A 19,297-nucleotide genomic window follows, 5' to 3' on the forward strand; every position below is an offset into this window, starting at 1 on the left:
GTTCCGTTTGCCCTCCCGGCTATTTAGCCAATTAGCTCATGTGCTAAAAAGGTCTCATGGTTGAGAACACCGAGGCCGACGACGAGGCCGGCGTCTTCCGGGCGCTCGCCGATCCCACGCGGCGCCAGATCCTGGAGGACCTGCGCGGCGGGGAGATGGCGGCCGGGGAGATCGCCGGCCGGTTCCCCATCAGCGCTCCGTCCGTGTCACGGCACCTGGGGGTGCTGAAGTCCGCGGGGCTGGTACGGGAACGCCGGGACGGGAACCGGATCCTCTACACGCTCGTCGAGGAGCGGCTGGCCGCCTGTGTCGGACGGTTTCTCAGCATGGTGTGCCCGGAGCAGATCGTGCTCCGGCACCAGCGGCGCAAGGGCGAACCGGGGGAGAGCGCGCAATGATCAGTCCGAAGATGGCGAGCGTCATCGAGCGAAGGCTGCTCGTGAACTACCGGGTGGAGCCGGAGGTGGCCGCGCGGCTGCTGCCGGCCGGGATGCGGCCGCAGCTCGCGGGCGGCTGGGCCGTCGCCGGGATCTGCCTGCTGCGGCTCGGCGACACCCGGCCGCGCTGGGCGCCCGCCGGCACCGGCGTGCGCAGCGAGAACGCCGCGCACCGGATCTCCGTCGAGTGGGACGGTCCCGACGGGGTCGAGACCGGGGTCTGGATCCCGCGCCGCGACAGCGGCTCCCGCATCAACGTCCTCGCGGGCGGTCGGCTGTTCCCCGGAGCGCACGGCTCCGCCGTCTTCGACGTACGCGAGACGCCCGACGAGATCGGGGTCGCGTACGAGACGAAGGACGCCTCCACGCGCGTACGGGTCGTGGCCCGGGTCGCGGACGAGCTGCGCGGCAGCCGCCTCTTCGGCGATCTGGCCGAGGCCTCCGAGTACTTCCGCCAGGGCGCCCGGGGCTACTCGCCCGCGCGCGCCGCCGGCCGGCTCGACGGGATGCAACTGCACACCGACGCCTGGCGGGTTGAGGCCACCGAGGTCACCCGCGCCGAGTCCTCCTTCTTCGAGGACCCCGAGCGCTTCCCGCCCGGCACGGCCCACCTCGACTGCGCCCTGCTGATGCGCGACGTACCCGTGGAGTGGCACCCGCTGGACCCCGCTGCCGGTACGGGATGCGCCGCGCCGGCCGCGTGAGCGCTTCCTCGCGGCAGCTCGCCGTATGCGACCGGGAGTTCGGGTTTCGGCCGACCGAGCGGGATGCGGCCGAACTGGTGCGGATCGACCGCGCCGGGGACTGACCCGGGCCGCGCGGGGACCGTACGATGGCGCCGTGCTGGTCAAGTGGATTCGCTGCACGGTGACGGACCGACGCGGGTTCGAGCGCGGGCAGCGAAAATGGGCGGGGTTGCCAGGCGAGCCGGGATTCCGGGGGCAGGGCGGCGGCTGGAGCCGGGGCCGGCAGGGGGTCGCGCATGTCTTCACCTTCTGGGAGAGCCGTTCCTTCTACGACTCCTTCATGGCCCGCGCGCACGACCGGCTGGCCGCCGCGCAGAACGGCACCTACACCGATCTGCGGGTGACGCTCTTCGACCACCGCTTCGACGTGAAGACCGGCTTCGAGCCGCGGTTCACCGACGCCGATGTGGTCCGGGTCGCGCACACCCGGGTCCGGGAGGGCCGGGTCGAGCACTTCGCCCTCATGCAGGAGAAGGTCTGGAACCCGGCCATGGCGGGATCTCCCGGCATGGTCCGCGGCCTCTTCGGGGAGGCCCCGGGCCGGGAGTTCCTCGTACTGTCGATGTGGCACGCGGCCGCCGAGCACGGCAAGTACCGGCAGGAGCGGGTCGAGCGGCTCTCCCTGCGCGCCCAGATCCAGGCCGATGTCGAGGCCCTCACCGGGGACGTCGTCGACCTCGAACCCTCCTGGACGGTATGACCGTACGACGATCGCCGGGCGGAACCGGCGTGCCCGGTCCGCGGGCACTCCGGTGGCCGAATAGGGTCGTGGGATGGTTCGACCACGGCGCATCGTCCTCGTCCGGCACGGGGAATCGGAAGGCAATGCCGACGACTCGGTGTACGAGCGGGAGCCCGACCACGCCCTGCGGCTGACCCGGACCGGGCGCGAACAGGCGGCGGCGACCGGGGTACGGCTGCGCGAGCTCTTCGGCGAAGAGACGATCAGCGCGTACGTCTCCCCGTACCGCCGGACCCTCCAGACCTTCCGGGAGCTGCGCCTGGACCCGACACGGGTCCGGATGCGCGAGGAGCCGAGGCTGCGCGAGCAGGACTGGGGCAACTGGCAGGACCGGGACGACGTACGGCTGCAGAAGGCGTACCGGGACGCGTACGGCCACTTCTTCTACCGGTTCGCGCAGGGCGAGTCGGGAGCCGACGTGTACGACCGGGTCGGGGCCTTCCTGGAGAGCCTCTACCGCAGCTTCGAGGCCGACGACCACCCCCAGAACGTGCTCGTGGTGACGCACGGGCTGACCATGCGGCTGTTCTGCATGCGCTGGTTCCACTGGTCGGTGGCCGAGTTCGAGGCGCTGTCCAACCCGGGCAACGGCGAATTCCGGGTGCTCATGCTGGGCCCGGACGGCCGGTACCGGATGGACCGCCCGTTTGAGCGGTGGACCACACCCGAGCCCTACGACCTGGACGGCTAGAGTGGCCCGCGATGACCCCTGACTCCACTCCCGAACGGCGCTACGCACGCGCCCTCGCCAGCCTCCGCGGGCTGGCCCTGGGGGACGCCCTGGGCTCCCAGTACTTCGTCCCCGTGAACTACCCGCTGCTCAAGCGGCGCGAACTGCCCGCCGCCGAGACCTGGCAGTGGACCGACGACACAGAGATGGCCTGCTCGGTGGTGGCCGTGCTCGCCGAGCACGGACGCATCGACCAGGACGCCCTCGCGAGCTCCTTCGCCCACCACCACGACTTCGACCGGGGCTACGGGCCCGCCGTGAACCGGATGCTCCGCCTGATCCGGGAGGGCGCGGACTGGCGCACGCTCGCCGCCGAACTCTTCAACGGGCAGGGCTCGTGGGGCAACGGCGCCGCCATGCGGATCGCGCCGCTGGGCGCGTGGTACGCCGACGATCCCGAACAGGCCACGCACCAGGCGGAGATCTCCGCCTACACCACCCACCAGCACCGCGAGGCCGTGTGCGGGGCCATGGCCGTCGCCGCGGCGGCCGCGCTCGCGGCGGGTACGGACGGCCCGCCGAAGGCCGCCGACCTGCTGGACGGGGTGATCGCGCTGGTACCGCGCAGCGCGGTGGGCGCCGGGCTGCGACGGGCGCGGGACATGCTGGACTACGGCGACGCGACCACGGTCGCGGCGGTGCTGGGCTGCGGGCGGCGCACGAGCGCCCACGACACCGTGCCGTTCGCCCTGTGGTCGGCGGCGCGGGCGCTGGACGACTACGAGCGGGCGTTCTGGACCACCGCGCAGGTGGGCGGGGACGTCGACACGACCTGCGCGATCGTCGGCGGGGTGCTGGGCGCGCGCGGGGAGGCGGTGCTGCCGGCCGCTTGGCTGGCGCGCACCGAGGCCCTGCCGGCGTGGGTGCCGGAGTCGGTGGCGCGTTAGCGGGTTGCCGGCGGGGGTGCCCGTGGCGGCGCGAAGTATCCCGTTCCGATTGTCACGGTCCTGCCACAGAGCTCTTTTGATCCTGTTCAAAACCGCCTGACGTCGGCCTACTCTGTCCGCTTCGCCGCCTCCACCGGAACGCCGGGGGCGGCCGACAGGGGAGGGGAACCGATGTCAGAGCACACCGACGGGGTGGACGGCGCCGAGGCCGCGGCCGCGGCCCGTGGCGAGGCCGCGGCCGGGAGGCCGGCTCCGGCCGGGGGTGACGCGGCGGCGGACGGGCCGGATTCCGGCGCGCCTGCCGCGGCAGCCGCCGCTGCGCCGGCGGCTGCCGCGCCGGGGCCCGCGGCGCGGCCCGGAGCGCCCGGGACGCCCGCCGACGCCGTCGCCTGGCAGGCCTGGCAGGAGCAGCAGCGGCGCTACGCCACCGCCCGCGCGAAGGCCGCCGAGCCGGCCGCCTGGGTCGTACTCGTCCGGCCCGCCGAGGCCGCGCCCATCCGGACCGCGACCCTCGGCGCAGCCCTCGCGGCCGGGCTCGCGGCCGCCCTGCTCCTCGGTGACGGCCTGGGCCTCGGCCTGCTGCTCGCCGTCGTGCCCGCCGTCGTCGCCGCGTACGTCGCCGCCCGAGCGGCCCGTCGTACGGCCCGGCCCTGGACCGTGGTCTGGGCGATCGGCTGCCTCGCCCTCCTCGCCGTGCCGGCCCTGCGGGACTCCGCCTGGCCCGCCACGCTCGCGATCCTCTCCGCCATCCTGCTCGGCGCGCTGGCCCTGCACGGCAGCCGCACCTGGCCCGGGGTGCTGCTCAGCCCGCTCGGCTTCCTCGAAGCCGCCGTGTCCGGGGCCGGCTGGGCCTGGACCGGGATGCGCTCCCGCGGCGGCGTCAGCAAGGACCGCTGGCTGCCCGTGGCCAAGGCGGCCGGCGTCGCCGTGGTCCTCCTGGTGCTCTTCGGCGCGCTGTTCGCGTCCGCCGACGCCGCCTTCGCCGATCTGCTGAGCGGCCTGACCCCCGACGTCTCCGTCGGGGACGGGCCCGTCCGGTTCCTGCTCTTCCTCCTCGGCACCCTGCTCGCGCTGGCCGCCGCCCGCGCCGCCGCGGCCCCGTTGCGCTGGGACCGTATCGAGGTGGCCCCCGGCAAGCCGAGGTCCCGCGTCGAATGGGCCCTTCCGCTCGTCGTGCTCAACCTGCTCTTCGCCGGCTTCAACGCCGTACAGCTGGCGGTCCTGTTCGGCGGGTACGACAAGGTCAAGGCGAGCACCGGCCTCAACTACGCCGAGTACGCCAAGCAGGGCTTCTGGCAGCTGCTCTGGGCCACCCTGCTCACCCTCGTCGTGATCGCGCTCGCCCTGCGCTGGGCCCCGCGCTCCGGAGCCGGCGACCGCCGCTTCGTCCGCATCGTGCTCGGGGTGCTGTGCGCGCTGACGCTGGTCGTCGTCGCCTCCGCGCTGCGCCGGATGGACCTCTACGTGGACGCGTACGGGCTGACCAGGCTGCGCGTGTCGGTGGCCGCCATGGAGCTGTGGCTCGGGCTGGTCATCGTACTGATCATGGCGGCCGGGGTGTTCGGCGCCCGCTGGCTGCCGCGCGCGGTCGCGGGCAGTGCGGCGGCCGCAGTCCTGGCCTTCGGCCTGCTGTCCCCGGACGGGATGGTCGCCGAGCGGAACGTGGCGCGTTTCGAGGAGAACGGCAAGATCGACCTGGCCTACTTCCAGTCCCTGTCGGCGGACGCCGTGCCCGCCCTGGACAAGCTCCCCGAGCCCCGCAGGTCGTGCGCCCTGCGCGGGATCAACGACGAGATGTCCAAGGCCGGCGAGGTCCCCTGGTACGCCATGAGCCTGGGCGAGTACCGGGCCCGGCAGATCCTGCGCGAGCGCCCGGTGACGGCCTCGTACGAGGTCTGCTCCCGGCTGGGCATCTTCGCCGACCGCACCGAGCTCTGAGGGGTGCCGCCGTACGGGGGCCCGGGCGCGGGATCGCTTCCCGCGCCAGGGCCCCTCGTACGTCGGCCGTGCCGTCGGCCCCGCCGGCGGCCGGGCTCAGGCCGCCGGACCGGCCTTCTCGGCGGCGCCGTTGAGGGCCGCCAGGTCACTCTTGCGCACCCGGATCACCAGCAGCGCGGTGGCCAGGGCGAGGCCCGCCATCGCCACGGCGGCGGCGAAGGCGGTCGAGATGCCCTGGGTGAGCACGAGGTCCCCCCAGGGGTCGGGCAGCTGTCCGCTCTGCTTGAAGGCGGCCAGTGCGCCCGGGTCGGCCTGGGCCGCGAAGGCCGGGACCTGCTTCTCGGCTTCGTCGCGGGCGGCCGTTCCGAACACGGTGACCAGGATGGACAGGCCGAGTGAACCGCCGACCTGCTGGCTGGCGTTGAGCAGCCCGGAGGCCGCGCCCGCCTCCTTCGGCGCCACCCCGGAGACGGCGGTGAGCGTGAGGGTCACGAAGTTGAGGCCCATGCCGAAGCCGAAGAGGAGCATCGGCCCGAGCACCCCGGACGCGTACGAGCTGTCGGTCCGGATGAAGGACAGCCAGGTCAGGCCGGTGCCCACGAGGGCGGTTCCGATGACCATGAACGGCTTGGGGCCGAAGCGCGGCAGGAAGCGCTGCGAGAGGCCGGCGGCCGTGACGATGGCGACGGTCACGGGCAGGAATCCGAGGCCGGACTGGATCGGGGAGAAGCCGAGCACGTTCTGCACGAACTGGACGATGAAGAAGAACATGCCGAACATCGCGGCGGCCAGGCCGAGCATGATCAGGTAGGTGCCGGCGCGGTTGCGGTCGGCGAACATCCGCAGCGGGATGATCGGTTCGCGGGCCCGGGACTCGATGGCCACGAAGAGCGCGAGCAGGACGACGGCCGCGGCGAACGAGCCGAGGGCGAGGGCGTCGCGCCAGCCGTCCTCGGAGGCGCGGATGAACCCGTAGACGAGGGAGGCCATGCCTCCGGTGGACGTGACGGCTCCGGCGATGTCGAAGCGGCCGGGGTGGCGTTCGGACTCGGTGATGTAGAGCGGGGCGAGGACCGCGATCAGCACGCCGATCGGCACGTTGACGAAGAGGACCCAGCGCCAGTCGAGCCACTCGGTCAGCATGCCGCCGGCCAGCAGGCCGATCGCGCCACCGCCCGCGGAGACGGCGGCGAACACCCCGAAGGCCCGGTTGCGTTCGGGGCCTTCGGCGAAGGTCGTGGTGATGAGGGCGAGGGAGGTCGGGGAGGCGATCGCGCCGCCGACCCCTTGCAGCGCACGGGCGGCGAGCAGCTGCCAGGGCTCCTGGGCGAAGCCGCCGAGGAGGGAGGCGAGCGTGAAGAGCAGGATTCCGGCCATGAACACGCGGCGGCGGCCCAGGATGTCGCCGGCTCGGCCGCCGAGGAGGAGCAGGCCGCCGAAGGTGAGGGTGTAGGCGCTGAGCACCCAGGAGAGGTCGGTGGTGGAGAAGTCGAGCGCGGTCTGGATGTGCGGAAGGGCGATGTTCACGATCGTCGCGTCGAGGACGACCATGAGCTGACAGGCGGCGATGACGGCGAGCGCCACTCCGGGGCGCCCCTCCCGGCGGGCCGCGCCCGGTGTCCGGGGTGTGGCGAGTTGAGAGCTTGTCACTGAGGATCCCCCCAAAGTGAAATAGTGAACGCATCCGTTCACTGTGGGTCCACGGTAGAAGCGGAGCCTTAGTGAACGCAAGCGTTCACTAAGGCTGAAAAATATGTGCGGGGGACGCGCGGATCGGTCGGAGGATGGGGACATGGTGGGTTCGCCCTGGTCGGCGGCGTCACCGGGGCGCAGGCGGGGCCCCGAACTCGAACGGGCGATTCTCGACGCCGCGTTGGAGCAGCTGAGCACGGTCGGCTGGAACGCGCTCACCATGGAGGGCGTCGCGGCCGGTGCGCACACCGGCAAGGCGGCGCTCTACCGGCGCTGGCCCTCGAAGGCGGACCTGGTGGCCGAAGCGCTGCGGACCGGCCTGCCCGAGATCGGGGAGATCCCCGACCGCGGATCGATCCGCGAGGACCTCTACCTGCTGTGTGTGCGGATGCGGGACGTCATGCATTCGCGCGCCGGGCAGGCCCTGCGGTCCGTCCTTCACGAATGCGACCACGAGCATGCCGACCGCTTCCACGGGGTCATCTGGTCCGGCCTGCACGAGCCTGCGCAGCTGCTGATCAGGGAGCTTGTGCGCCGGGGAATCGAGCGGGGTGACGTGCGAGCGGATGCTAATGGTCCGTTTGTCGTGGATGTCATTCCCGCGATGCTCATGTACCGCGCGAAGGTGTGCGGGAGCGAATGGGGGGATCCGGACATCGGAGAGCTGATCGACGAGGTGATGGTCCCGCTGCTCAGGAGGTGAGACGCGGGTCCCTGTCGTACCGGGGCGGGGTGTGCAGGCGGCGCGGGGCGGCGTAACCTTGCTGGCGCCATGCCGTACGAAGCACCCACCCACACCGTCGAACGCTCCCTCCGTGCAACCACCGGCGCCAAGGTCATCGCCGGGGTCGACGAAGTCGGACGAGGGGCCTGGGCCGGTCCCGTCACCGTGTGCGCGGCGATCACCGGTCTGCGCCGGCCGCCCGCCGGACTCACCGACTCCAAATTGCTCACCCCCAAGCGGCGCGACGTTCTCGTCGACGTCCTGGAGGACTGGGTCACCGCCTACGCCCTCGGGCATGCCTCCCCGGAGGAGATCGACGAGCTGGGGATGACCGCCGCACTGCGCCTCGCGGCGGAGCGCGCCCTGGGGGACCTGCCGGTCCGCCCCGATGCGGTGATCCTCGACGGCAAGCACGACTATCTCGGCCCGCCCTGGCGGGTCCGTACGGTGATCAAGGGCGACCAGTCGTGCGTCGCCGTCGCCGCGGCCTCGGTCATCGCCAAGGTCCGGCGCGACCGCATGATGGCCGCGCTCGGTGAACAGGGCGGCGGAATCGAGGACTTCGCCTTCGCTGCCAACGCCGGATATCCCTCGCCCGTACACCGGGCGGCGCTGGAGGAACTGGGGCCCACGCCCTACCACCGGCTCTCGTGGTCGTACCTTGACGCGCTGCCCCGGTGGCGCCATCTCAAGAAGGTGCGCCGCAGCGAGGAGGCGGTGGAGCTGGAAAACGGAGGCCAACTCGGCTTCGATTTCTGATCGCACCCATGTGCCCCCGGCCGGTACGTTTCGTACCGGTGTTTGATAGACATCACGTCACGCCTCTCACCCCGCCATCGAGGAGCCTCAGATTTACGAGAGTGCCCAGGGTCCCCGCGTCACGCCGGCCGCGAGCCGCACCGCGCAGACCCCCCGTCCCGTACCTGGTCCGCGTCCCGTAGCCGTACCGCGGCCCGGACGCCCCGGTCCCTCCCCCGCAGCGGCGAGCCGCGCGGGCGGTGACCCCAGGCCCGCACCGCCCGCGCAGCGGGCGCCGCAGGCCACCCCCGGACCCGTTCCTGCAGCCTCCGTCGCCCCGGCAGCGCCCGCTGCCCCCACCGCACCGTCCGTGTCGGCGGCGGTGCCGCAGATCCAGCTGATCCCGGCCTCGGCCGAGGGTGCCCTGGACGCGGCCGAAGAGGCCGTCGACCTGCTGCTCGACACCGGGCGCGCGCCCGGTGACGTCCTGGTGATCACCAGCGGCGACCCGCACCCGTGGGCCGCGCACGAGCTGTCCTTCGGCGAGGCCGCGTACTGGGCCCTGCACGACGCCGGGGACGACGTCTTCTACGCGGACGCGGCGCAGGTCCAGCGCGCCGCCGGCCGTCCCGTCGTGGTCTTCGCGGTCAACGGCGGACCGGTCGAGTCCGTCGCCGCCGCCCTGCCGGTCGCGCTCGCGCGGGCCGGTGCGCTGCTGATCGTGTGCGGTGACGCGGAGCAGATCAACTCCGTGCTGGGTGCGGGCGTCTGACGCCCCGTACCCCGGCACGGGCGAGGGGCGGGGCGGGCCTCGGGCCGGCCCCGCTGAAGCCCGAAGGCTGATCCGCCGTACGCCCGCTCCAGGGTGTACGGCCGTGAGGCCTGCCCGGAAGCGGTCCGCCGGCGCACGCTTCTCGTACGCACCGGCGTGTCCGGGCCGCCCGCGGTACGGACGTCAGCGCGCGGCGGTACGAGGGTGAGCGAGCGGCGGTACGAGGGTCAGCGGGCGGCGGTACGAGGGTCAGCGGGCGGCGGTCCGGCGCAGGGCCTCGGCCGCGCCGCCCCCGGTGTGCAGTGCGAGCGGGGCGAACTCGGCCACGGCGTCGCCGAGCCGCTGGGGCCGTGATTCCGAACTGGGCTGCCGGCCGCCCCGGCCTTCGCCCAGCACCTGCCAGCCGCCGCGGGTCAGCGTGATGTACGCGCCGCAGCGCAGGCCGTGCAGGGTGCAGGCGTCCCGCAGGCCCCACATCCACGCCCCGTCCTCCTCGGTCCACCGCTCGTCGCCCTCGCGGCAGTAGAGCAGCACCGCCGTCCGCACCGGGGTCCGGCGCCGCAGGTCGTGCGGCAGGACCCGGCGCAGCCGGGACAGCAGGGCGTTGCGGTACTCCCAGCCGTCGGCCGAGACGGACCGCTGCACGAACGAGGCGCTCGCGACGAGCTGTTCCTCCGGGCCGAGGACGGCGATGATCGCCGTCGACGGAACCGGGCCGTGCCGGGAGTGCAGCCCGCTGACGACCTCGCGCGGGTTGCGCAGCAGCGGAATGCCCGCCGCCGTCCATTCGGACGGTTCCAGCAGTCGGCCGTGCCGGCTGGCGCCGCCGGTGGCCGTTGTCAGGGACGTGGTCGAGGGCGGGGCGAATCCGAAGGTCACGGTCCTCCCTTCGGGTACACGCCCGCGGACGGGCACGGCTGGAGTGCGGGCACGCCGCGGCGCGGCCCAGGAGAGTGCCGGGGAGCCGAGCGGGAGCACTCCGATTCTCGCGTGGCCTCCGAGCATGCGGCAACGAGCAATTGAAGCCGCCGACCGGAATTCGCCGGTATGCCGTTCATATCCTTGCCCCGCCACGCCGAAGATGACGCATTCCGCTACGGCTGGAGCGCCAACACCAGCGGGAACACCCCCTTCGCCCCCGCCCGCCGCAGCAGCCGGGCGGCCACCGCGAGGGTCCATCCGCTCTCCGCACGGTCGTCCACGAGGAGCACCGGCCCCGCCGCCTCCGCCAGTGTCGCCGCCAGGGCAGGGGGCACGGTCAAGGCCTGGTGGAGCCCCCTGATCCGCTGGGCGCTGTTGGAGGAGGGCAGTCCGTACTCCGGGACCTGGTCCGTGTACGCGAGCGTGCCGAGCAGTGGCATCCGTCCGACCTCCGCGATCCGGGCGGCCAGCGAACCGACCAACTGGGGGCGGCTGCGCGAGGGCAGCGCGACCACGCCCACCGGCCGGGCCGGGGCGTCCGGCGCCCCGGAGGCCCAGCCGCCCGGGCCCCGGGCCCAGTCGGCGAGGACCGCGACCACGGCCTGCGCCACGTCGTCCGGAACCGGCTGGTCGGGAGCGTTCGGAGCGAGCATCGGGCGCAGCCGGTTGCCCCAGCCGATGTCGGACAGCCGGCCCAGCGCCCGGCCGGTGGAGGACTGCTCCCCGACGGGGATGCGGCCCTTGAGGTCGACGCCGACCGCCGCCAGCCCGGTCGGCCACATCTTGCGCGGCTCCAGCTCCACACCCGGGCGGCCGAGCTCGCCCCGTGCGCTGTCCAGCGCGGTGCTGGAGACATCGGCGGTGAACCGGGCTCCGGCGCAGTTGTCGCAGCGCCCGCAGGGGGCCGCCTCCTCGTCGTCGAGCTGGCGGCGCAGGAACTCCATCCGGCATCCGGTGGCCGCCGCGTAGTCGCGCATGGCCTGCTGCTCGGTGGCCCGCTGGCGGGCCACCCACGCGTAGCGCTCGGCGTCGTACACCCACGGCTCGCCGGTCGAGGTCCAGCCGCCCTTGACCCGGTGCACGGCCCCGTCCACGTCGAGGACCTTGAGCATCGTCTCCAGCCGGGTGCGGCGAAGGTCGACCAGGGGTTCCAGGGCGGGCAGCGACATCGGCCTGCCCGCCTGGGCCAGGACGTCGAGGGTGCGCCGCACCTGCTCCTCCGGGGGGAAGGCCACCGACGCGAAGTACTGCCAGATCGCCTCGTCCTCGCGGCCCGGGAGAAGCAGCACCTCCGCGTGCTCCACTCCGCGGCCGGCGCGGCCGACCTGCTGGTAGTAGGCGATGGGGGAGGAGGGCGAGCCCAGGTGCACGACGAAGCCGAGGTCGGGCTTGTCGAAGCCCATCCCGAGGGCGGACGTCGCCACCAGGGCCTTGACCCGGTTGGCCTGGAGGTCGTCCTCGGCCTGCTGGCGGTCGGCGTTCTCGGTCTTGCCCGTGTACGAGGAGACCGTGTGCCCGCGGTGACGCAGGTAGGCGGTGACCTCCTCGGCCGCCGCCACGGTCAGCGTGTAGATGATCCCGGAACCGGGCAGCTCCCCGAGGTGGTCGGCGAGCCAGGCCAGCCGGTGCGCCGCGTCGGGCAGGGTCAGCACCGCCAGGCTCAGGCTCTCGCGGTCGAGGGCGCCGCGCAGGACCAGCGCGTCCGTGCCGGCTCCGGTGCCCAGCTGTTCGGCGACGTCGGCCGTCACGCGGGCGTTGGCCGTGGCGGTGGTGGCGAGCACCGGGACGCCCGGCGGGAGGTCGGCCAGCATGGTGCGCAGCCGGCGGTAGTCGGGCCGGAAGTCGTGCCCCCAGTCGGAGATGCAGTGGGCCTCGTCCACGACGAGCAGGCCGGTCGCCGCGGAGAGCTTCGGCAGGACCTGGTCGCGGAAGTCCGGGTTGTTGAGCCGCTCCGGGCTCACCAGCAGGACGTCCACCTCGCCAGCCGCGACCTCGGCCTGGATGCCCTCCCACTCCTCGGGATTGGCGGAGTTGATGGTGCGGGCGCGGATCCCGGCCCGGGCCGCGGCCTCGACCTGGTTGCGCATGAGCGCGAGGAGCGGGGAGACGATCACGGTGGGGCCGGCGCCGCTCGCCCGCAGCAGCGAGGTGGCGACGAAGTACACCGCGGACTTGCCCCAGCCCGTGCGCTGCACGACCAGGGCCCTCCGCTTGTGCGCGACGAGGGCCTCGATCGCCCGCCACTGGTCCTCGCGCAGCCGAGCAGTGCCCGTCGGGTCGCCCACGAGACGGGCCAGTACGGAGTCGGCCGAGGACCTCAGGTCTGGGTTCATGCCCCCCATGCAACCCGATGCCTCTGACATCGCGCCAATGCCGCTCTGAGCCTGTGGATGTTGAACCGTCACATGCTTGTCCGCCGGCTGTCCGCGTTCGCCGAGTTATCCACAGGGGTTTCCGGATCGGATCATGCACGGGACCTTCGTGGCATGACGAACAACCACGAGTCACGCACCCCGTCCGACCGGCCCTCCATCAGCCCGGCCGGATCCACCGGCCCCCAGATCACCCTGCGCAGCCCGGCCGAACTGGCCGACGCGCTGCCCTACATGCTCGGCTTCCACCCGAGCGACTCCCTGGTCATGGTCGCCGTCCACGGCGAGGGCGGGCGCTTCGGCGGCCGGCTCCGCGTCGGCATCCCGGCCACCCCCTCGGAATGGGAGGACACCGCCCGGCAGGTCGCCGACTGCCTGATCCGCGGCAGCGAGCGGCGCGGCGGCAAGCCCGACGGCATCGTCGTCTTCCTCTGCCAGGAGCCGCGCGGCGGAGAGAGCGGCCAGCGGGTGATGACCCGGCTGCGGCCGCTCGCCCAGCGGATCCGTCTCGCCTGCGGCGCCCTGGACGTGCCGGTACTGGAGGCCCTGTGCCTCTCCTCGGGCCGCTTCTGGTCCTACGTCTGCCCCGACGAGCGCTGCTGCCCGGCCGAGGGCAGCCCGCTGGCCGCCGTCGGGACCTCGGTGATGGCCGCCGCGGCCACCTTCGCCGGCCTCCAGGTCCGGGGCTCCCTCAAGGAGATCGAGAGCCGGCTGGCACCGCTGGGAGGTGAGGTGGCCGCCGAGATGGAACGCGCCCTGGACCGGGCGGCCGCCGCGCTCGTGCCGAAGATCCTCGACGGGGCCACCCGCGAGGAGGTCGGCGCCGAGACCCTCACCCTGGCCCGGTCCCTGATGACGCGGATGACCCTCGCCCCGCCCGCCGAGGGCGGCCCGCACGCCGACGACTGGGACGACGCGCTGCTCGGCCACGACGAGGCCGCCTCGCTGATCCTCGGCCTCCAGGACCGGGAGATCCGGGACATCGCCGCCGAATGGATGGAGGACGAGGAGGCGGCCCCCGCCCTGCGGTTGTGGCGGGCGCTCGCCCGCCGCTGCGTCGGGGCCTACGGCGAGCACGCCGCGGCACCGCTCACCCTGGCGGGCTGGGTCTCCTGGTCCACCGGTGACGAGCCGACGGCCCGGATCGCGCTGGGCCTGGCCCTGCGGGCCGACGCCGAGTACCGCTTCGCGCAGCTGCTGCACCATGCCTGCAACGAGGGCATCGACCCCGAGGGGCTGCGGCAGTGCCTGCGGGAGGAGCGGCGGCGCCGGGAGCCCCGGCGGGGGCGCCCGAAGGCGGGCACCCGTCCCCCGGGCCGCCCCGGCAGGACGACCACCCGCCGCGAGTCCCGCCGCACCACGGGGAGCGGACAGTGAGCCGGCGCCGGAGCGAGGGTCTCCGTCCAAGTCCGAGGCGGAGCTCGGGTCTCCGTCCGAGCCCTGGCTCGCGCCGGAGCCCGGGTCCCCGCCTGAGTCCGAGCCCGAGTCCGAGCTCGCGCCCGGCCCGCTGTGGTGCTCCGGCGCGACGGCTGTGGTGTGCCGTGGGCGCGGCGCTTCGGCGCCGGCTTCACCCCGGACGGGCGCGGCCGGGGCCCGGGCCCGTGACCCGGGCGGGGGCGGGGGCGTTCAGCTGGGGGGTGGTGGGGGCCCGGCCGCGCCGCCGCCCAGCTGAACCGACCGGAGCGCAGACAAGGCGACACATGTCTCACCCCGCACCTACCCGACCACCCGGCGTGCCTGCCGCCCGCAGGCCGGAACTGCCGCCCGTGCACGGCGCCGTCATCTGCGTGGCCGCGCCCTGCCTGGCCATCTCGCCGGAGCACGGCCAGCTCACCGGGCGGGGGATCGACGGGATCTACCGCTCCGGGCGCCGACTGCTCTCCCGCTGCGTGCTGCGGGTGGCCGGCCGGGACCCGGTGGCCGTCCAGGGACGCAGCCTCGGCGCGGACCGGGCCGCCTTCACCGCGACGGTGCGCACCGGAGCGGACCCCGGCCCCGACCCGGACATCGGTGTGGAACGGGTGCGGCACGCCGACGGCACCGAGCGGATCACCCTGCGCAGCTTCACGGCCCGGCCGGTACGCCTCCCCGTGGAGGTCCTGCTCGGCACCGACCTGGCGGAGCTGGCCGCGGTGGCGGCCGGCAGGGCCGGTCCCGAGCTGCCCGCCGGGGTGCATGCCGCCGGACTGCGCTGGAGCACCGGCGAAGCCCAGGCCGTCACCGTCGCCGAGCCGCCGCCGGACGATGCCCTGGCCTCCTCCGGGCTGCTGCGCTGGCAGCTCGAACTGGGCCCCGGCGAGTCCCGCACCATCGAACTGCGGACCACGCAGGACCGCGTCGGGCGGGCTCCCGCCGGACAGGTCGCGAACCCGTTGGCGGAAGCCCGGGCCGAAGGGGACGACCCGCGGGTCGATGCCTGGTTCCGGACCAGCGTCGAGGACCTGGGCGCGCTGCTGCTGAGGGATCCCGGGGAGCCGGGCGACGCCTTCGCGGCCGCGGGGGTGCCGTGGCGGCTGGGACTGGCCCCGGCGGAGTCGCTCTGGGCCGCCAGGATGGCGCTGCCGCTCGGGACCGGGCTCGCCGCGGCCACCCTGCGGATCCTGGCGCGGAGCCAGACCGGCGGGCGGGACCCCGGCGCGGGGAAGATCCCGGGGCCGCTGCGCGGGGCGGGCCCGCAACTCCCGCCGGGCTGCACCGGCACGGAGGCGACCCTGGCCTTCCCGGCGGTGCTCGCCGAAGCCCGGCTGTGGGGGATGCCGGAGGAGGAGGTGGCCCGGCTGCTTCCCGCCGCCGAGCGGTGTCTGGACTGGCTGCGCGGCGCGTTCGGGAAGGACGGGTTCGTCGCCGACCCGGAACCGGGGCCGCGGCGCTGCGAGACACAAACCCACGCCCACCGGGCCGCCCTCCTCGGAGCCGACCTCCTGGCCGGATGCGGGCGCCCCGGCGCCGAGGAGTGGCGGGACCGGGCGGCCGCGCTGCGCGAGCGGTTCCGGACCGGGTTCTGGATCGACGGCCCCGACGGCGGCCGGCCCGCGGCTGCCCTGCACCCCGACGGCAGGCCGCTGCCCCGCCTGACCGGGGCCGCCGCGCACCTGCTCGACACCGGGCTGCTCGGCGGTGGCCGGCTCGCTCCGGGGCTCCTGGACCCGGTCCGCACCGAGCAGCTGGCCCGGCTGCTCGGGGCCCCCGCGATGGACTCCGGCTGGGGGCTGCGGAGCATGGCCGCGCGGGAGCCGGGGCACAATCCGTTCGGCCACCGATCGGGCGCGGTACGGGCGTACGAGACGGCCGTGGCCGTGGCCGGCCTGGCCCAGGCGGGCTTCGAGAAGGAGGCCGCCGGCCTGCTGCGGGGCCTGCTGGATGCGGCGGAGAGCTTCGGCTACCGGTTGCCGGAGATGTTCGCGGCCGAACAGCGGACCTCCGGCAGCGCCCCGCTCCCGCACCCGGCGGCCTGCCGCCCGGCCGCGGTGGCCGCGGCCGCCGGGGTCCACGTCCTGACCGCCCTCGCCGGGATCCGTCCCGACGCCCCGGCCGGCACGGTCGCGCTCAGTCCGCTCCCCGGTGCACCCCTCGGCGCAGTGCGGCTCTCGGGCCTGCGGGTGTCGGGGGAGCCCTTCGCCGTCCGGGTCAGCCGGCTCGGCCTCGGCATGGTGGAGGAGGCCGCCGATGCGCTCCAGCTGGGGGGTTAGGGCGACGACACCCGCCGGCCTCCAGATCGATGCCTTCAAGGTCACCAAAGCGCTGTTTATCGTCAGGGAGACGACTATGATCGCGTCATGTCGCCCTACGACCCGTCGGCCTTTCCGCCCTTCGCCGTCACCGTCGACCTGGTCGTGCTCACCGTACGGCGCCACGCGCTCTGCGCGCTGGTCGTCCGCCGGGGTGAGCAGCCGTTCCAGGGGCGCTGGGCGCTGCCCGGCGGATTCGTGCGCGGCGACGAGGATCTGGCGGGCGCCGCGGCCCGCGAGCTCTCCGAGGAGACCGGGCTGTGTGCGCACGATCCCGCCGTCCCCGGCGTGGGCAACGGGGCGCATCTCGAACAGCTGGCGACCTACGGCGACCCCAAGCGGGATCCGCGGATGCGCGTGGTCAGCGTGGCGCACCTGGTGCTGGCTCCGGACCTGCCTGCGCCCCGGGCGGGCGGGGACGCCAACAGCGCGCGCTGGGCCCCGGTCGACGAGCTGCTGGCAGTCGCCGATCAGGCGTCCGCGGGGCTGGCCTTCGACCACGCCCGGATCCTCGCCGACGGTGTCGAGCGGGCCCGCTCGAAGATCGAGTACTCCTCGCTGGCCACCGCCTTCTGTCCGCCCGAGTTCACGGTCGGGGAGCTCCGCCGGGTCTACGAGGCCGTCTGGGGGGTGGCCCTGGACCCGCGGAACTTCCACCGCAAGGTCACCGGGACCCCCGGGTTCCTGGTACCCGCCGGCGGCACGACGACCCGTCAGGGCGGCCGCCCGGCCCAGCTGTTCCGAGCGGGCGGGGCCACGCTGCTCAACCCGCCGATGCTGCGCCCGGAAGTCTGACGCTCCGAGCCCGGTCCCGCCGCCCATCGTGGCGGGATCGGCGACAATATCGGCATCCCATCGGACCGGTTGCGCAGTAAATCGGACATATCGCGTTATCTTGCTTGCGGTACTCACCCTGCCGCAGAGCGGTCTCACCCCCCGCGAGAGAAGCGATGCTCCAGGTCATCGGACTCACCAGCACCCCCCGCCACAACGCCCCGCCCCTCGTGGACGACCTCACCTTCGAGGCCCGCCCCGGGAGCGTGACCGCCCTGCTCGGCGAGCCGGGATCGGGCAAGACCACCGCACTGCGGCTCATGCTCGAACTCGAACCGGGCCGCGGTGTCACCTACTTCCGCGGTCGCCCCCTGCACCGGATCCCACACCCCGCCCGTGAGGTGGGCGTGGTGCTCGGCGACGTCCCGGGCAACCCGTCGCGGACCGTCCGCAACCAGCTGCGGATGCTCTGCGCCGCCGCCGGGGTGCCCACCTCGCGAGCCGACACCATGCTCGACGTCGTCGGCATCGCGGGTCTGCGGGATCACCGGCTCGGCTCGCTCTCTCTGGGCATGGAGCGCAGGGTCGCGCTGGCGGCGGCGCTGCTCGCCGACCCCTGCACCCTCGTCCTGGACGAGCCCGGCGCCGGGCTCTCCCCCCGGGAACGCGGATGGCTGCACGGGCTCCTGCGCGGACACGCCTCCCTCGGCGGGGCGGTGCTCTTCACCACCGACGACGCCAAGGAGGCCGCCCGCAGCGCCGACCGCGTCGTCAGCATCGAGGCGGGCCGGCTCGTCGCCGACCAGGACGCGGCCGAGTTCGCCCGGACCCGGCTGCGCCCGCGGGTCGCCGTGCGCACCCCGCACGCGGCCCGCCTGGCCGACGTACTGGGCCGGGAGGCCCGGGCCGCCCAGCGCGCGGTGGAGATCGTCGAGGAGAGCGGCAGCCGCCTGTCGGTGTACGGCAGCAACTGCGCCGAGGTCGGCGAGGCGGCGTTCCGGCACGGGGTGCTGGTCCACCAGCTCGCCGACGAGACGGGTGATGCCGGCGCCCCGGCGTCACCGGTCCCGCACGCCCGCGCCGCGACCGCGACGGCCTCCGGCGCTGCCGCCACCGTGTCCGAAGGCGCCGCCGGCGGGCGGTCCCGGCGCGGCCGCTCGCGGCGGCCCGCCTCCGCGGTGCGGCGCGTCGGCGGCCCGCTGCGGCCGCTGCGCTACGAACTGCTGCGGGTCTTCGGCACCGCCACACCCCTCCTCACCGCCGCGCTCGTCGTGGCCGTCTCCGTCCTCACCGCGCTGGTGCTGGCCAAGGCGGGGCACACCCCGCAGAACCGGCTGCTCGCCGCCTGGCCCGAACTGCTGCCGCTGCCGCCCGCCGCCCTCGGCGCGGGACTGCTCGGCGCCCTGGCCTTCGGCGAGGAGTACCGCTACCCCGCGCTCGCCGCCGATCGCGGGACCGTGCCCCGCCGGATGGGGCTGCTCACCGCCAAGCTCGGAGTCTGCGCCGTCCTCGCCCTGCTGATCGGCGCCTTGGTGGTGGTGGCCGACGCCGCGACCCTGGCGCTCGTCTTCGACAGCGGCCCGCTGCGCATCCCCGCGGAGTGGCTCTCTCCGGCCGTGAGTTGGGCCGGTCTGCTCATCGGCTGCGCCTGGGCCGGTGTCCTGGCCTCGGGCGTCTTCCGCTCCGCCACCGCGGGCCTGGCCGCCGTGCTCGCCGTTCCGGTGATGGTGGTTCCGCTGGTGCGCAAGGTGCTGGAGGGCCCGTCGGCGTACCCGGTGACCGGACTCGCCCCCCGGCTGCGCGGCCTGACCTGGGTGCAGTGGCCCCCGGAGGCGGACCGCCTGGTCCTGGGGGCCTTGCGGGTGATGGCCCAACCCGTCGGAACGGCGCTGGTGTTGTCGCTGATGGTCCTGTTGTGCGCCTATGGGTTCACCGGACTGCGCAGCCGGGTCCGTTGGTGATCGTTCCGGTGCCGGAGAAGTCCCGCAGGCGACCGTTGCGGTCCACCTCGCGTGAAGCAGATCGCAACTCCCCGTAAATGGCCCGGTTCTTTACGATAAGTCGTCAATTGCGCAGGTGGCACCGATCACCCTTTC

The 19,297-nt window shown here is 74.2% G+C and carries 16 protein-coding genes; 13 read left to right on the forward strand and 3 right to left on the reverse strand.

Annotated features, from left to right (window positions below; translation table 11 throughout):
- Positions 1–56 precede the first annotated feature (56 nt).
- The 6 genes from ACFWBN_RS09555 (at position 57) to ACFWBN_RS09580 (ending at position 5,480) form a co-directional block, all read left to right on the forward strand.
- The gene (locus ACFWBN_RS09555) at positions 57–398 is read left to right on the forward strand and encodes a metalloregulator ArsR/SmtB family transcription factor (RefSeq protein WP_385173165.1); all 342 of its coding nucleotides are present in this window, start codon (positions 57–59) and stop codon (positions 396–398) included.
- On the forward strand, positions 395–1,141 hold the full coding sequence (locus ACFWBN_RS09560) for a DUF2071 domain-containing protein (RefSeq protein ID WP_385173168.1): 747 nt from the start codon (positions 395–397) through the stop codon (positions 1,139–1,141). The genes ACFWBN_RS09555 and ACFWBN_RS09560 overlap by 4 nt, the downstream gene beginning before the upstream one ends.
- Before the next feature lie 136 nt (positions 1,142–1,277).
- Positions 1,278–1,883 (forward strand): YdbC family protein, encoded by a 606-nt coding sequence (locus ACFWBN_RS09565; RefSeq protein ID WP_385173171.1) that lies wholly within the window; start codon positions 1,278–1,280, stop codon positions 1,881–1,883.
- 73 nt (positions 1,884–1,956) lie between these two features.
- Positions 1,957–2,616, forward strand: a complete 660-nt coding sequence (locus ACFWBN_RS09570; RefSeq protein ID WP_385173174.1) for a histidine phosphatase family protein — start codon at positions 1,957–1,959, stop codon at positions 2,614–2,616.
- A gap of 11 nt (positions 2,617–2,627) precedes the next feature.
- Entirely contained in the window at positions 2,628–3,542 is a 915-nt protein-coding gene (locus tag ACFWBN_RS09575) for an ADP-ribosylglycohydrolase family protein (protein WP_385173177.1), read from the forward strand.
- Positions 3,543–3,713: 171 nt separating this feature from the next.
- Positions 3,714–5,480 carry a DUF4173 domain-containing protein gene (locus tag ACFWBN_RS09580; RefSeq protein WP_385173180.1) on the forward strand — a complete coding sequence of 589 codons (1,767 nt, stop codon included), beginning with the start codon at positions 3,714–3,716 and terminating at the stop codon, positions 5,478–5,480.
- Between the two features lie 96 nt (positions 5,481–5,576).
- Here ACFWBN_RS09580 and ACFWBN_RS09585 read toward each other — a convergent pair whose 3' ends face one another.
- Positions 5,577–7,130, reverse strand: a complete 1,554-nt coding sequence (locus tag ACFWBN_RS09585; protein ID WP_385173183.1) for an MFS transporter — start codon at positions 7,128–7,130, stop codon at positions 5,577–5,579.
- 142 nt (positions 7,131–7,272) lie between these two features.
- Between ACFWBN_RS09585 and ACFWBN_RS09590 the strand changes: the two genes are divergently transcribed.
- The 3 genes from ACFWBN_RS09590 to ACFWBN_RS09600 all read left to right on the forward strand — a co-directional run bounded on the left by ACFWBN_RS09590 (position 7,273) and on the right by ACFWBN_RS09600 (position 9,406).
- The gene (locus ACFWBN_RS09590; RefSeq protein WP_385173186.1) at positions 7,273–7,875 is read left to right on the forward strand and encodes a TetR/AcrR family transcriptional regulator; all 603 of its coding nucleotides are present in this window, start codon (positions 7,273–7,275) and stop codon (positions 7,873–7,875) included.
- A 69-nt stretch (positions 7,876–7,944) separates the two neighbouring features.
- Positions 7,945–8,655, forward strand: coding sequence for a ribonuclease HII (locus tag ACFWBN_RS09595; protein ID WP_385173188.1), 711 nt, complete (start codon positions 7,945–7,947; stop codon positions 8,653–8,655).
- A gap of 76 nt (positions 8,656–8,731) precedes the next feature.
- Positions 8,732–9,406, forward strand: a complete 675-nt coding sequence (locus ACFWBN_RS09600; RefSeq protein WP_385173485.1) for a hypothetical protein — start codon at positions 8,732–8,734, stop codon at positions 9,404–9,406.
- A 249-nt stretch (positions 9,407–9,655) separates the two neighbouring features.
- Here ACFWBN_RS09600 and ACFWBN_RS09605 read toward each other — a convergent pair whose 3' ends face one another.
- Positions 9,656–10,285, reverse strand: coding sequence for a hypothetical protein (locus ACFWBN_RS09605; protein ID WP_385173191.1), 630 nt, complete (start codon positions 10,283–10,285; stop codon positions 9,656–9,658).
- A 215-nt stretch (positions 10,286–10,500) separates the two neighbouring features.
- Complete coding sequence (locus tag ACFWBN_RS09610; protein ID WP_385173194.1) at positions 10,501–12,660, reverse strand: RecQ family ATP-dependent DNA helicase; 2,160 nt, start codon at positions 12,658–12,660, stop codon at positions 10,501–10,503.
- 153 nt (positions 12,661–12,813) lie between these two features.
- Here ACFWBN_RS09610 and ACFWBN_RS09615 point away from each other — a divergent pair, with 153 nt between their 5' ends.
- The 4 genes from ACFWBN_RS09615 (at position 12,814) to ACFWBN_RS09630 (ending at position 19,162) form a co-directional block, all read left to right on the forward strand.
- Complete coding sequence (locus ACFWBN_RS09615) at positions 12,814–14,076, forward strand: DUF4192 domain-containing protein (protein ID WP_385173197.1); 1,263 nt, start codon at positions 12,814–12,816, stop codon at positions 14,074–14,076.
- A gap of 323 nt (positions 14,077–14,399) precedes the next feature.
- The gene (locus ACFWBN_RS09620; RefSeq protein WP_385173201.1) at positions 14,400–16,388 is read left to right on the forward strand and encodes a glycogen debranching N-terminal domain-containing protein; all 1,989 of its coding nucleotides are present in this window, start codon (positions 14,400–14,402) and stop codon (positions 16,386–16,388) included.
- Positions 16,389–16,475: 87 nt separating this feature from the next.
- Positions 16,476–17,222 carry an NUDIX domain-containing protein gene (locus ACFWBN_RS09625; RefSeq protein ID WP_385173204.1) on the forward strand — a complete coding sequence of 249 codons (747 nt, stop codon included), beginning with the start codon at positions 16,476–16,478 and terminating at the stop codon, positions 17,220–17,222.
- Positions 17,223–17,377: 155 nt separating this feature from the next.
- Positions 17,378–19,162, forward strand: coding sequence for an ATP-binding cassette domain-containing protein (locus tag ACFWBN_RS09630; RefSeq protein ID WP_385173207.1), 1,785 nt, complete (start codon positions 17,378–17,380; stop codon positions 19,160–19,162).
- Positions 19,163–19,297: the final 135 nt, after the last annotated feature.

The organism is Streptomyces sp. NPDC059989 (assembly GCF_042736975.1).
In the GTDB taxonomy this organism is placed as follows: Bacteria; Actinomycetota; Actinomycetes; order Streptomycetales; family Streptomycetaceae; genus Streptomyces.

Excerpts from the sequence above, each read along its gene's own strand:
- ACFWBN_RS09590 (WP_385173186.1), top strand. The coding sequence starts at position 7,273 with ATGGTGGGTTCGCCCTGGTCGGCGGCGTCACCGGGGCGCAGGCGGGGC.
- ACFWBN_RS09615 (WP_385173197.1), top strand. The coding sequence starts at position 12,814 with ATGACGAACAACCACGAGTCACGCACCCCGTCCGACCGGCCCTCCATC.
- ACFWBN_RS09620 (WP_385173201.1), top strand. The coding sequence starts at position 14,400 with ATGTCTCACCCCGCACCTACCCGACCACCCGGCGTGCCTGCCGCCCGC.
- ACFWBN_RS09625 (WP_385173204.1), top strand. The coding sequence starts at position 16,476 with ATGTCGCCCTACGACCCGTCGGCCTTTCCGCCCTTCGCCGTCACCGTC.
- ACFWBN_RS09595 (WP_385173188.1), top strand. The coding sequence starts at position 7,945 with ATGCCGTACGAAGCACCCACCCACACCGTCGAACGCTCCCTCCGTGCA.
- ACFWBN_RS09580 (WP_385173180.1), top strand. The coding sequence starts at position 3,714 with ATGTCAGAGCACACCGACGGGGTGGACGGCGCCGAGGCCGCGGCCGCG.
- ACFWBN_RS09630 (WP_385173207.1), top strand. The coding sequence starts at position 17,378 with ATGCTCCAGGTCATCGGACTCACCAGCACCCCCCGCCACAACGCCCCG.
- ACFWBN_RS09570 (WP_385173174.1), top strand. The coding sequence starts at position 1,957 with ATGGTTCGACCACGGCGCATCGTCCTCGTCCGGCACGGGGAATCGGAA.
- ACFWBN_RS09560 (WP_385173168.1), top strand. The coding sequence starts at position 395 with ATGATCAGTCCGAAGATGGCGAGCGTCATCGAGCGAAGGCTGCTCGTG.
- ACFWBN_RS09555 (WP_385173165.1), top strand. The coding sequence starts at position 57 with ATGGTTGAGAACACCGAGGCCGACGACGAGGCCGGCGTCTTCCGGGCG.
- ACFWBN_RS09610 (WP_385173194.1), bottom strand. The coding sequence starts at position 12,660 with ATGAACCCAGACCTGAGGTCCTCGGCCGACTCCGTACTGGCCCGTCTC.
- ACFWBN_RS09575 (WP_385173177.1), top strand. The coding sequence starts at position 2,628 with ATGACCCCTGACTCCACTCCCGAACGGCGCTACGCACGCGCCCTCGCC.